Origin of the sequence: Actinosynnema pretiosum (assembly GCF_024171695.1) — a bacterium.
Classification (GTDB): domain Bacteria; phylum Actinomycetota; class Actinomycetes; order Mycobacteriales; family Pseudonocardiaceae; genus Actinosynnema; species Actinosynnema pretiosum.
The window spans coordinates 149150-161419 of the sequence record NZ_JAMTCF010000005.1; the positions used below are offsets into that span (position 1 = coordinate 149150).

General features: G+C 75.1%; 11 protein-coding genes. 7 read left to right on the forward strand and 4 right to left on the reverse strand.

From position 1 onward, the window contains the following. The first annotated feature begins 135 nt into the window (after positions 1–135). The 4 genes from LV78_RS11995 (at position 136) to rpmF (ending at position 3235) form a co-directional block, all read left to right on the forward strand. Positions 136–1608, forward strand: coding sequence for a catalase (locus LV78_RS11995; protein WP_253845097.1), 1473 nt, complete (start codon positions 136–138; stop codon positions 1606–1608). A 108-nt stretch (positions 1609–1716) separates the two neighbouring features. Beyond that, positions 1717–2826 (forward strand): ribosome hibernation factor-recruiting GTPase MRF, encoded by a 1110-nt coding sequence (gene mrf / locus LV78_RS12000; protein ID WP_253845098.1) that lies wholly within the window; start codon positions 1717–1719, stop codon positions 2824–2826. Beyond that, on the forward strand, positions 2823–3074 hold the full coding sequence (locus tag LV78_RS12005) for a type B 50S ribosomal protein L31 (RefSeq protein WP_253845100.1): 252 nt from the start codon (positions 2823–2825) through the stop codon (positions 3072–3074). Before mrf ends, LV78_RS12005 begins: the two co-directional genes overlap by 4 nt. Then, complete coding sequence (gene rpmF, locus LV78_RS12010; protein WP_253845101.1) at positions 3074–3235, forward strand: 50S ribosomal protein L32; 162 nt, start codon at positions 3074–3076, stop codon at positions 3233–3235. Before LV78_RS12005 ends, rpmF begins: the two co-directional genes overlap by 1 nt. An 89-nt stretch (positions 3236–3324) precedes the next feature. Here rpmF and LV78_RS12015 read toward each other — a convergent pair whose 3' ends face one another. Beyond that, complete coding sequence (locus LV78_RS12015; RefSeq protein WP_253845103.1) at positions 3325–3774, reverse strand: Fur family transcriptional regulator; 450 nt, start codon at positions 3772–3774, stop codon at positions 3325–3327. Between the two features lie 211 nt (positions 3775–3985). After that, positions 3986–4327, reverse strand: coding sequence for a hypothetical protein (locus LV78_RS12020; RefSeq protein ID WP_253845105.1), 342 nt, complete (start codon positions 4325–4327; stop codon positions 3986–3988). Positions 4328–4660: 333 nt separating this feature from the next. On the opposite strand from LV78_RS12020, the gene LV78_RS41550 reads away from it, so the two are divergent. Next, positions 4661–8584 carry an nSTAND1 domain-containing NTPase gene (locus LV78_RS41550; protein WP_253845107.1) on the forward strand — a complete coding sequence of 1308 codons (3924 nt, stop codon included), beginning with the start codon at positions 4661–4663 and terminating at the stop codon, positions 8582–8584. 42 nt (positions 8585–8626) lie between these two features. Here the strand turns inward: LV78_RS41550 and LV78_RS12030 are convergent, their stop codons facing one another. Then, positions 8627–9052, reverse strand: coding sequence for a hypothetical protein (locus LV78_RS12030; RefSeq protein ID WP_253845108.1), 426 nt, complete (start codon positions 9050–9052; stop codon positions 8627–8629). Positions 9053–9186: 134 nt separating this feature from the next. Between LV78_RS12030 and LV78_RS12035 the strand changes: the two genes are divergently transcribed. After that, a complete protein-coding gene (locus LV78_RS12035; RefSeq protein WP_253845110.1) occupies positions 9187–10347 on the forward strand; it encodes an MFS transporter in 1161 nt (386 codons plus the stop codon). Here LV78_RS12035 and LV78_RS12040 read toward each other — a convergent pair. Further along, complete coding sequence (locus tag LV78_RS12040; RefSeq protein WP_253845112.1) at positions 10277–11260, reverse strand: AraC family transcriptional regulator; 984 nt, start codon at positions 11258–11260, stop codon at positions 10277–10279. The genes LV78_RS12035 and LV78_RS12040 overlap by 71 nt on opposite strands. A 98-nt stretch (positions 11261–11358) precedes the next feature. Here LV78_RS12040 and LV78_RS12045 point away from each other — a divergent pair, with 98 nt between their 5' ends. Next, positions 11359–12192: an NAD(P)H-binding protein gene (locus LV78_RS12045; RefSeq protein ID WP_253845114.1), complete on the forward strand. Its 834-nt coding sequence runs from the start codon at positions 11359–11361 to the stop codon at positions 12190–12192. The last annotated feature ends 78 nt before the right edge of the window (positions 12193–12270 follow it).

The window sequence follows — 12270 nt, forward strand, 5'->3', positions numbered from 1 at the left end:
GTCCCGCGTTGTGCCTGCCCCGCAGATACTGCCATAGTGGGTAGGAGTCCTAACAAGTTCTGCGCGGGGTGACCGTCGTCACCGCCGGTCCGCCGAACCCGCCAGCACCCACCACGAGCAGGGGGAAGCCCGAAGATGACGTTCGAGGACAGCGACAACACCGACCCGTTGACCACGGCGGCGGGCGCGCCGGTCGCGGACAACCAGAACAGCCTCACCGCCGGTCCGCGCGGGCCGATGCTGCTGCAGGACCTGTGGTTCCTGGAGAAGCTCGCCCACTTCGACCGCGAGGTCATCCCGGAGCGGCGGATGCACGCCAAGGGGTCCGGCGCGTTCGGGAAGTTCACCGTGACCGGCGACATCACCCGGTACACCAAGGCCGCGCTGTTCTCCCGCGTCGGCAACGAGTGCGGGACGTTCGTGCGGTTCTCCACCGTCGCGGGCGAGCGCGGCGCGGCCGACGCCGAGCGCGACATCCGGGGGTTCGCCGTGCGCTTCTACACCCAGCAGGGCAACTGGGACGTGGTCGGCAACAACACCCCGGTGTTCTTCATCCGCGACCCGCTGAAGTTCCCCGACCTCAACCGCGCGGTCAAGCGCGACCCGAGGACGAACATGCGCAACCCGGAGAACAACTGGGGGTTCTGGACCCGGCTGCCGGAGGCGCTGCTCCAGATCACGATCACCATGAGCGACCGGGGGATCCCGCGCTCCTACCGGCACATGCACGGCTTCGGGTCGCACGCGTTCAGCCTGGTCAACGCGGCGGGGGAGCGACACTGGGTGAAGTTCCACTTCCGCACCCGGCAGGGGATCGAGAACCTGACCGACGCCGAGGCGGGCGAGCTGATCGGCCGCGATCGCGAGTCGCACCACCGGGACCTGTACGAGGCGATCGAGCGCGGCGACAATCCCAAGTGGACTCTCAGCGTCCAGGTCATGCCGGAGCGGGACGCCGAGACCTACCGGTTCCACCCGTTCGACCTGACGAAGGTGTGGAGCAAGAAGGACTACCCGCTGATCGAGGTCGGCGAGCTGGAGCTCGACCGCAACCCGGAGAACTACTTCGCGGACGTCGAGCAGGCCGCGTTCAGCCCGGCCAACGTCGTGCCGGGGATCTCGCTGAGCCCGGACAAGATGTTGCAGGGCAGGCTCTTCTCGTACGGCGACACCGCGCGCTACCGGCTCGGCGTGAACCACCACCAGATCCCGGTGAACCAGCCGCGCGCGGCGACTGTGGTCAACAGCTACCACCGCGACGGGTCGATGCGGGTGGACGGGAACCAGGGCGGGCTGCCGGGGGTGGAGCCCAACAGCTACGGGCGGTGGGCCGAGCAGCCCGAGCACGCCGAGCCGCCGCTGGCGGTGGGGTCGGTCGCGGACCGGCACGACTTCCGGGCCGACGACGACAACTACTACGAGCAGCCCGGTGAGCTGTTCCGGTTGATGAGCCCGGAGCAGCGGGTGGTGCTGGCCGAGAACACCGCGCGGGCGATCAGGGGGGCGCTGCGGGAGACCGTGGAGCGGCACATCTCCCACTGCGCCAAGGCCGATCCCGAGTACGGGGAGCTGGTGCGGCGGGCCTGCGAGGCGAACGGCGCGCTGTGACCCGAGGGCCCTCGGCGTTCCCGCGCCGGAACGCCGGGGGCCCGGCCGTCGCGACGCGCGGGCACCCCCTGTTCGGAAATGACAATCGTTTCCGTTAGAGTGGGCGCCATGCGAACAGAGGTCGTACTGGTGGCCGGGCTCGCCGACCACGACGTCGCCCAGGAGATCTGGCTCGCCTCGCCGGGGGCGGTGCTCGTGCGGCACGACCTGCGCGAACTCGCCCAGGGGATCGTGCGGCGGTGGGTCGACGGCGAGCTGACCGTGCTCGAACTCGCCCACGGCTGCGTCTCCTGCACCCTGCGCCTGGACCTGCTCCCGCTGCTGGAGAGCCTGGGCGGTCGGGTCGTCGTGCACCTGGACCCCGCGCTCGAACCCGAGGCGGTCTGCTTCGCGCTGCGCGAGATCGACGTGCGCGTCGACGCCGTCGTGTCCGTGGTCGACCGGGCCACCTGGCTGGCCGACGCCACCGGCGAGGACGACATGGCCGACCGGGGCCTGGCCGCCGCCGACGGCGACGACCGGACCGTCGCGCAGGTCGTGGTGGGGCAGGCCGAGTTCGCCGACGCGCTCGTGCTCGTCGGCGACGCCCCCGACCCCGAGCTGGACGCCGTGCTCGACCGGCTCAACCCGCGCGCCCCGCGCCGCGAGCGCCGGGGCCTGGACGCCGCCGCGCTGCTGGACGCGGTGCCCGCCGACGCCCGGCGCGGCCGGTTCGACGACGGCTTCGGCGCCCTCCTGCGCGGCCAGCCGCCGCTGGAACCCGCGCACGGCGTCGCCGTCGTCCACTTCACCGCCCGCCGCCCGTTCCACCCGATGCGCCTGCACGACGCGCTGGACGTGCTGCTCGACGGCGTCGTGCGCACGCGCGGCCGGGTGTGGCTGGTCAGCCAGCCGGAGACCGCGCTGTGGCTGGAGTCGGCCGGTGGCGGGCTCAACGTCGGCAACCTCGGGCACTGGCTCGCCGCGTTCGACGACTGGTCCGACGCGCCCGCCGAGCGCAGGCTCGCCGCCGCCGACTGGGACCCGGAGTTCGGCGACCGCGCCCAGGAGCTCGTGGTGATCACCCGGAGCGCGTCGCCCGACGAGATCGCCGCCGTGCTGCGCGACGCGCTCGTCACCGACGAGGAGCTCGCGCTCGCCGACGAGCTGGAGTTCGCCGACCCGTTCGCCGAGTGGCGCGACGAGAGCAACCGCAACGATGAGATGGAGGAGCTGTGAAGCAGGGCATCCACCCCGACTACCACCCGGTGGTCTTCCGCGACCAGTCGACGGGCAAGTCGTTCCTGACCCGGTCGACGGCCACGTCGGCGGCGACGGTCGAGTGGGAGGACGGCAACACCTACCCGCTGATCACGGTCGACGTCACCTCGGACTCGCACCCGTTCTGGACGGGCAACCAGCGCGTCATGGACACGGCGGGCCGGGTGGAGAAGTTCAACCGCCGCTACGGGAAGCGGTCCCGCTGATGGCCGTTCCCAAGCGCAAGACCTCGCGCAGCAACACCCGCCACCGCCGCTCCCAGTGGAAGGCCGCCGTGCCCGACCTGGTGCCGGTGAAGACCCTGGACGGGCGCGAGCAGCTCGTCCCCAGGCGGCTCGTGGCCGCCTACCGCCGCGGCCTGCTCTGACCGCGCGTCCGACCGGACTCGCGCTCGCCGCATCGATTCCCCCCCCGCTCCCCGCTGCGGCGAGCGCGCAGGCGGAGCCGGGGTGCTCCCTACCGGGACCGCCCCGGCTCCGCCGTCCTCCCGCACCCGGCGCACAGCCCGCTGAGCACGATCGACACGCTCACGTCCCGGAACCCGTGCGCGGCAGCCGAACTCTCGGCCCACCCCAGCACGCACCCGGCGTCCACCCGCTCGGCCCGCCCGCACCCGGCGCACAGCAGGTGGTGGTCGTGCGAGGAGTCGTCCCGCAGGTGGAACAGGTGCCTGCCCCCGCCGTCCTTGGTCACCCCGGCGAGCCCGGCGTCGGCCAGGATCGCGAGCAACCGGTACACCCCGGTCAACCCGATCCGCTCCCCGTCCGCCCGGACGCGCCGGTGCACGGCGTGCGCGCTCGCCGGGCCGGGCAGCGCGGCGAGCGCGGCGAGCACCGCCCTGCGCCGAGCGGTCAGCCGAACCCCGTTGACCTCGCCCGGCGCGGAACCGTCACGCCCGAACCGCATAGGCCTCCCCTCGCCGGTGGGGGAGATCCTATGAGAAAAGACAATCGTTTTCAATTGCCGGGTGGGCGCGCACCGGAGCCCCCGCGACGGTCGGGTCGCGGGGGTCCGGGGACCACCCCTCAGCGGGTGGTCGGGTGGGATCGGCCTCGGGATCGCCGGTCGGGGCGCGTCCGCCCGCCCGCGCCGATCCCGGCGCGTCACCCCTGGCGCGTCAGCCCCAGATGATGTTGACGCTGCTGATGCGGATGTTGCACTCGCCCTGGTAGCTGCCCTTGCCGTACTGCCAGCTGCTGTAGATGTCCGGCTGCGCCTGGCAGTCCAGCTTCGCGCGCCACTTCTGGCTGCCGTCGCCGGTGCAGTTGGTCTTGCCGAGCCTGTTGAACCACTGGTTGTTGCAGGTCAGGCCCCCCTTGCTCTGGGTCGACGACCCCGCCATGACGGTCGGCCCACCGGTGTCCGCCGGTGCCGCGTCCGCCAGCGCCGGGGCGCTGAACCCGGTCCCGATGGCCGCTGCCGCGAACGCGATGGCTCCTGCCCTGGTCAGGACGTTCATGCTGGTTCCTCCCTGAACGATGAATGCGACGCCGCGCCCGATCCGGAGTCCGTGAAATCGAGTTCCGCTGCTCCCGGATCGGGATTCCCGTTCGTCGCGCTTCCCCTTCCGAGACACATCCCAGCAGGCCGTTCCGGGGCTTCGGAAGGTCGATTGACAGGTCCGCACAAGTCCGTACAGTGGCGCTGCGCGGCACAACAGCGCTGGTCCGGGGCTTGAGCGGGGGTGAAGCCTCGGTGTTCGACCGGTCGGCCTGGGAAAAGGGGATATTCCATTCCGGTCGGCTGCCGGGAGTTTCACGCAGGCTAATACCGCGAACCGGGGGGAAACCGAGTGCGCACCGCGAACAAATCCGGGCAACCTGTTGCCGCCTTCACGAAAAAGGACTTCGGCCGGGCGCTGACCGCCCTGCGCGAGGGCACCGGGCTCACCGTCCGCGACCTCGCCCGCCGGGTCGGCGCGCCCTTCGGGACGCTCAGCGGGTGGTGCACCGGCAGGCACGTGCCCACGCTGTCCCAGCGGGAGCTGTTCCTGCGGCTGCTCGCCGAGTGCGGCGAGACCGACGAGCGCCGCGTCGCCGACTGGGTGGCCTGCTGGCTCCGGCTGCGCCGCCCCCTCGGCGGTCAGCGCGCCGACGACCGCGCGCCCTACCGGGGGCTCGAAGCGTTCCAGGCCGAGGACGCGGACCGGTTCTTCGGCCGCGAACAGCTCACCGACCTGCTCGTCCGGCGGGTCACCGAGGGACCCGGTGGGCTCGTGGTGGTCGTCGGCGCGTCCGGCTCGGGCAAGTCCTCGCTGCTGCGCGCCGGCCTGCTGCCCCGGCTCTGCCGCGCCGCCGAGCGCGACACCGCCGAGCACGACACCGCTGACCACGACGTCCCAGGACGCGAAGCCCACCGGGGTCTGCTGCTCACGCCGGGGGCGCGCCCGCTGACCGCCCTGGCCTCCCAGCTGTCCCTGCTCGGCGACGCGCCAGCCGACGAGGTCGAGGCCGCCCTGCGCGCCGCCCCGGAACCCGCCGCCCGCGCGCTGCGCACGACGCTCGCCGAACCGGTGCTGCTGGTGGTCGACCAGTTCGAGGAGGTCTTCACCTCGGCCGACGAGGGCGAGCGCGCCGCGTTCCTCGCCGCCCTGCGCGGCCTGACCGACCCCTCGCCCGCCGACCGGCCCGTCACAGCAGACCGGTCCGGCCCAGCAGACCCGCCCGGACCCGCCCTCCGCGCGGTCCTCGGGATGCGCGCCGACTTCTACCCCGACGCACTCCGGTGGCCCCTGCTCGCGACCGCGCTCCAGGACCACCAGGTCACCGTCGCCCCGATGACCGAGGACGAGACCCGCCGGGCCATCACCGCCCCCGCCGCGCTCGCCGGTCTGGAGGTCGAGAACGGTCTGGTGGACCTGCTGCTGCGCGACCTGGCGCCGTCCGGCCCGCACCGCGCGGGCGCCCTGCCGCTGCTGTCCCACGTCCTGCTCGCCACCTGGGAGCGCGCGGGCGGCGCCACCCTGGGCGTCGCCGACTACGCGGCCACCGGGGGAGTGCACGGCGCGGTCGCCAAGACCGCCGACGACGTCCACGACGCCCTCCCCGAACCGGACCGCGAGCTGGCGCGCACCCTGTTCCTGCGCCTGGTGCACGTCGGCGACGGCACCCCCGACACCCGCAGGCGGGTGCCCCTGGACGAGCTGCTCGACGTCCCCGAGGAGAGCGCCAGGGTCCGGGCGGTGCTGGGCCGGTACGTCGACCGCCGCCTGATCACCGCCGACGTCGACGGCGTCGAGATCAGCCACGAGGCGCTGATCGACTCCTGGCCGAGGCTGCGCGAGTGGATCGACACCGACCGGTCCGGGCACCGCCTGCACCGCAGGCTCACCGAGGCCGCCAAGGGCTGGCAGGAGACCGGAAGGCACCCCGACGCGCTCTACCGGGGCGTGCGGCTGGACGCGGCGGTCGAGTGGGGCGCCCGGCACGGCGGGCGGCTCAACCGGGTCGAGCGGGAGTTCGTGGACGCGGGCGTGCGGGCCGAGCGCGCCGACCGGGTCCGCGAGCGCCGCCGCACCCGCGTGCTGCGCAGGCTCGCCGCCGCGCTCGCGGCGCTGCTGCTGGTCGCGGGCGCCACCGCCGTCCACTCGGTGCGCCAGGGCGACCGGGCCGACCGGGAGCGCGACCTTGCGGTGTCGCGGCAGATCGCGGGCACGGCGGGCAGGCTCGCCGAGAGCGATCCGGCGCTGGCCGCGCAGCTCGCCGTGGCCGCGCACCGGGTCGCCCCGACCGTGGAGGCCACGTCCGCGCTGCTCACCGCCGCGTCCAGGCCCGCCGTGTCCCGCGCCGTCCGGCCGAACGGCGCCCGGCAGGCCGCGGTGGTGGACCCGAGCGGCACGCTGCTCGCGGCGGCGGGCGCGACCGAGGCCGACACCGAGGTGCTGCTGTGGGACGTGCGCGACCCGGCGCGGCAGGAGCTGCTGCCGGTCAGGCTCACCGGTCACACCGGCGCGATCTACGCCGCCGCGTTCTCCCCGGACGGCCGCGTCCTCGCCACCGGGTCGGCGGACCTGACCGTGCGCCTGTGGGACGTCGCCGACCCGCGAGCCCCGCGCCCGCTGGGGGAGCCGATCACCGGACCGGGCAAGCGGGTGCTGGCCGTGGCGTTCTCCCCGGACGGGACCCGGCTCGCGGTCGGCGGTGACGACCGGCTGCTGCGCCTGTGGGACGTGCGCGACCCGGCCACCCCGGTCGCCGGTGCCGCGCTGGACGGCGCCGGAGGAGGGGTGCAGAGCATCGCGTTCACCCCGTCCGGCGAGGTCGCCGCGACGGCCGACGCGTCCGGCGCGGTCCGCCTCCACGACCTGGTGGCGGGCCGTGCGATCGGCGTGCTCCCGCTGCCCAGCAGGGTGAACTCGGTGGCGATCAGCCCGGACGGCCGCGTGCTCGCGGCGGGCAGCAACGACGCGACCGTGCGCCTGTGGCGGCTGGACGACCCCGCCGCACCCGCCGACGACGGCGTGCTGACCGGCGCGGCGGGCTGGGTGAACGCGATCGCGTTCAGCTCGGACGGCGCGCTGCTCGCCGCCGCCGACGCGGGCGGTCGGGCGACCGTGTGGAACCTGGCCGACCGCGCGCACCCCACCTCGCTGCCGCACCCGAAGACCGCGACGGCGGTGGCGTTCCGCGAGGGCGACCGGGTGCTGCACACCAACGCCGTGGACGGGGTGGCCCGCCGCTGGCTGGTGCCCGGACCCGTGCTGCCCACCGCCGACCGGCAGATCACCGGTCTGGCGTTCGCGGCGGGCAGGCCGCTGCTGTTCGACGGCGGCACCGACCTGCGGCTGTGGGACCTGTCCGACCGCGACCACCCGGTGCGCGGGGCGCCCGCGCTCACCGCGCCGCCGGACGGCGACCGGATGACCGGCGGCCTGTCGCTGAGCCCGGACGGCCGCACGCTCGCCGCCGCGACCAGGAGCGGCAACCACGTCGTGCTGTGGGACGTGACCGACCCGGAGCGCCCGGTGCGGCGGCCGGAGCGGTTGACCGGGCACACCGCGCTGATCGAGGACGTCCGCTTCGCGCACCGGTCCGACCTGCTGGCCAGCGCGGGCGACGACGGCACCGTGCGCCTGTGGTCGACCGGCCCGGCGGCGCCGCTGGCCGTGCTGGAACCGGGGTCCGGGTTCGCCTACGCGGTCGCGTTCACCCCGGACGACCGCCTGCTCGCGGCGGCCACGCAGGGCGGCGAGGTGGCGCTGTGGGACGTGTCGACCCCGACCGCGCCGCGCTCGCTCGGCCTGCTGGAGGTGTCGAAGGACGACGTGCGCAGCCTGAGCGCCAGTCCCGACGGCCGGACCCTGGCGGTCGGCACGGCCACCGGCGCGGTGCAGCTGTGGGACGTGACCGACCCGGCCGCGCCGGTCCGCAGCGGCGACCCGATCACCGGCCCGGACGGGATCGTGCACGCGCTGGCCTTCACCCCGGACGGCGGCCTGCTCGCGGGAGGCGCGGGCGCGGGGCAGACCTGGGTGTGGCGGCTGCCCGACCGCACCCCGCTGGCGATCCTGCAGGGCGCCGCGTCGACCACCTGGGCGACCAGGTTCACCCCGGACGGCGCGCTGCTGGCGACGGCGAGCGGCGACGTGCACCTGTGGGAGGTGGACCCGGAGCGGGCGGTCACCCGCGTGTGCGCGAACGCGGGCGACCCGGTGACGGAGGCGGAGTGGGCCAGGCACGTGCCGGGAGTGCCGTACCGGGCGGTGTGCGCGCGCTGAGCGGTGCCGGGGCCGCCGTGGAACCGGCGGCCCCGGCACCGCTCAGACCCGCACCAGCGTCAGGTCCCACTGCCCGTGCTCGTCCTCCCAGATGGTCACCACCTCGCCGAACCCGAGCGGGTTCCGCTCCGGTGACTCGTCCACGAACACGTCACCCGCGTCCGCGAACTCCCGGCCGACCCGCAGCGCCTCCTCCAAGGTGCCGTCCGTGGCGACCCTGATCCACACCACCCGCCACCGCGCCCCGGCCAGGTCGCGCCCCACCAGCGCACGTCCCTCGACCTGCTCGTCCTCGACGTCGAAGATCGTGTTCGGCCCGTCCACCCGCAGCGGTCCCTCGTCGGTGAGGCACAGGTAGTCGCTCACCACCTGCCGCTCACCGCTCAGCACCTCGGGCGCCAACCAGCCGGGATCGCGGTCCAGCTCGCTCTCGTGCAGGGCGTTCCCCCACGCGTACAACGCATACATGCCGCGGATCGTAGGCGCGGGGTCCGACAACGGCTCGGCGATCGGGCGGCGGATAGGTTCGACGGGGGGACACCGACTCACCGGCGCGGCGCGAGTTGTGGGCCGACCCGGCGTTCCGGCGATTCTTCCTCGGCGTGGCCACCTCCCTCGCCGGTTCGGCGATGGCCCCCGTGGCGCTCGCGTTCGCCGTGCTCGACAGCGGCGGCTCGGCCACCGACCTCGGGATCGTCGCCGCCTGCGGCGTGGTCGCCGTCGTCGGCTGCCTGCTCGGCGGGGGAGTGGCCGCCGACCGGCTTCCCCGGCGGGTCGTGCTGGTCGGGGCGGACGTGGTGTGCGGGGTGGCGCAGGTGGTGTTCGCGGTGCTCGTGCTCACCGGCGTGGCCGAGCTGTGGTCGATGGCCCTGCTCGCCGCCGTGCGCGGCGCGTCCGCCGCCTTCCACCAGCCCGCGCTCGCCGCCCTGCCCGCCGAACTCGTGCCGCCGGACCGGTTGCAGCGCGCCAACTCGCTGCTGGAGCTGGCCAGGTCCGTCCCGCAGGTCGCCGGTCCCGCGCTGGCCGGGGTGCTGGTCGCGGTCGGCGGGGCCGGGTTCGTGCTGCTGGTCGACGCCGCCTCCTACCTGGTCAGCGCGGCCTTCCTCGCGGGCGTGCGCACGCCCGGCCGGGGCGCGCCGACCACCTCGCCGTGGCGCGACCTGCGCGAGGGCTGGACCGAGTTCCGCGCGCGCCGCTGGCTGTGGACCACCGTGCTCCAGCTCGCCCTGTGGAACCTCCTGGTGGTCTCCCCGTTCCTGGTCCTGGGCCCGGTGGTCGCCGAGCGCGACCTGGGGGGTGCGTGGGCGTGGGGCCTGGTGTCCGCCGCCCAGGGCGCGGGCGCGGTGCTCGCCGGGGTCGCGCTGCTGCGCCTGCGGGTGCGCAGGCCGCTGCTGGTGACCACGGCGGCCCGCCTCACGCGAGCGCCCCTGCTGGTCGCGCTGGCGCTGCCGTCGCCCGTGCCGCTCGTGGCACTGGCGGCGTTCGCGGTCGGCTCCTCGTCCGGCCTGTTCTTCGCGCTGTGGCGCACCACCACCCAGACCCTCGTGCCACCGCACGCGCTGGCCAGGGTGAGCGCCTACGAGCTGTTCGGCGCGTTCGCGCTGGGCCCGATCGGCCTGGCCCTGGTCGGACCGGTCTCCGAGCGGCTCGGCACCGCCCCGGTGCTCTGGACGGCCGCGGCCTGGCAGGTGCTCAGCTGCTGCGCGCTCCTGCTGCTGCCGGACGTGCGTGGGCTGCGCCTGAACCGCCCCCGGCCGGAGTGAGCGCCGCGCGCCCGGCCCGGTGCTCGCTCGGCCTGCTCCCGCGCAGCCGCTTGAACGCCGCGCTCAGCGCGAAAGCGTTGGCGTACCCCACCTTCCGCGCGATCGCCGCCACCGTCTCGTCGGTCTCCCGCAGCAGGTCGGCGGCCAGCGCGACCCGCCACCCCGCCAGGTAGGCCATCGGCGGCTCGCCGACCAGCGCGGTGAACCGCCGCGCCAGCGCCGCCCGCGACACCCCCACCCCGGACGCCAGCGACGCCACCGTCCACGGCCGCGCGGGCTCCTCGTGCAGCGCCCGCAGCGCCGCCCCCACCAGCGGGTCCTCCAGCGCCCGGCACCACGGCGGCACGTCGGCCGCCGGGTCCGCGAACCACGTGCGCAGCGCCGACACCAGCAGCAGGTCCAGCACCCGGTCCAGCACCGGCTGCTGCCCCGGCCCGCCCCCGACGACCTCCTTCGCCAGCACCGCCACCGCCCCCGCCTCGGCGGTCGTCACCAGCACGCGGGGCAGCGCCCGCAGCAACCGCTCGCTCAGCTCGCCCCGCCGCTCGAACACCCCGCTCAGCAGCACCGTCGCCCGCTCGTCCGGAACCCCGCACACCTGCGCGGCCTGCTCGACCCCGTCCGCGCCGGGGCAGTAGTCGGCCTCCGTGATCACCGCCGTCGTCGGCGTGGCCGGGCTGTCGGCCAGCACGTGCGGCACGTCCCCGCGCACCACCGCCACCTGCCCCTCCAGGACCGCGACCGCCGCCTCCCCGCCGTCCGGCACCACCCAGGCCCGCCCGCGCAGCACCGAGACCAGCGTCAGCGGCACCCCCTCCCGCACCCGCAGCGCCCACGGCGGTCGCACGGTCGTCCGCCGGAACACCGCCCCCCGAGCCCGAACCCCCGCCAGCAAACCGGAAACCGCGTCCACCCGGCGGATCGTAGAGCGCGCCCGCCCGTGGACGACCCGGTATCGACGTGAGCGCGCGGGACATGGAACCCGCGCCCACCGGCCGGTTGACTCGTCCCATGCCCGAAAACCCGATCCTCGTCACCGGCGCGACCGGCAAGACCGGCCGCCGCGTCACCGCCCTCCTGCGCGCCAGGGGGCACGCCGTCCGCGCCGCCTCCCGCAACTCGCGGGAAACCCCCTTCGACTGGACCGACCCCGGCACCTGGGACGCGGCCCTCGACGGCGTCCGCGCGCTCTACCTGGTGCAGCTGGACGGCGCGAACCTGGCGCCCGCCTTCGTGGAGCGGGCCGTCGCGCGGGGCGTGCGGCGGATCGTGCTCGCCTCCGGCCGGGGCGTCGACGTCCCCGGCTACGTGCTGGAGCCGGACTGGCTCGACGCGCTCCTGGACGCTGAGCGGTCAACGCGCGAGATCAGTCCTGAGTGGACGATCGTCCGGCCGGGCTGGTTCGCCCAGAACTTCAGCGAGGGCTTCTTCGCCGACGCCGTCCGCGCCGGGGAGATCCGCCTGCCCGCCGGGGACCAGGCGGCGAGCTTCGTGGACGCGGACGACATCGCCGAGGTCGTCGTGGCCGCGCTCACCGGGGACGGGCACTCGGGGCAGGTCTACGAGCTGTCCGGGCCGCGCGCCCTCACCCTGGCCGAGGTGGCCGCGACCATCTCCGGCGCGGCGGGGCGCGCGGTCCGCTACGTGCCGCTCACCGTCGAGCGGTACCGCGCCGAACTGCTCGCGGACGGCCTGTCCGAGTCCGACGCCGACCTGTTCACCAAGTTCCTGCACCCGCTGGCCGCAGGCCTGGACGCGCACCTGTCCGACGGCGTGCGGCGCGCGCTCGGCCGCGACCCGCGCGACTTCGCCGGGTTCGCGGCCGGGGCCGACTGGTCGCGCTGACCCACGTGATCGTCTTCGCGCCACGTCTCCCGCACGGCCACCCCCGGTTCACCCCGGCCGCCTAGCGTTCCGCACGCC

Excerpts from the sequence above, each read along its gene's own strand:
- LV78_RS11995 (WP_253845097.1), top strand. The coding sequence starts at position 136 with ATGACGTTCGAGGACAGCGACAACACCGACCCGTTGACCACGGCGGCG.
- LV78_RS12020 (WP_253845105.1), bottom strand. The coding sequence starts at position 4,327 with ATGAACGTCCTGACCAGGGCAGGAGCCATCGCGTTCGCGGCAGCGGCC.
- LV78_RS12030 (WP_253845108.1), bottom strand. The coding sequence starts at position 9,052 with ATGTATGCGTTGTACGCGTGGGGGAACGCCCTGCACGAGAGCGAGCTG.
- LV78_RS12015 (WP_253845103.1), bottom strand. The coding sequence starts at position 3,774 with ATGCGGTTCGGGCGTGACGGTTCCGCGCCGGGCGAGGTCAACGGGGTT.
- mrf (WP_253845098.1), top strand. The coding sequence starts at position 1,717 with ATGCGAACAGAGGTCGTACTGGTGGCCGGGCTCGCCGACCACGACGTC.
- rpmF (WP_253845101.1), top strand. The coding sequence starts at position 3,074 with ATGGCCGTTCCCAAGCGCAAGACCTCGCGCAGCAACACCCGCCACCGC.
- LV78_RS12045 (WP_253845114.1), top strand. The coding sequence starts at position 11,359 with ATGCCCGAAAACCCGATCCTCGTCACCGGCGCGACCGGCAAGACCGGC.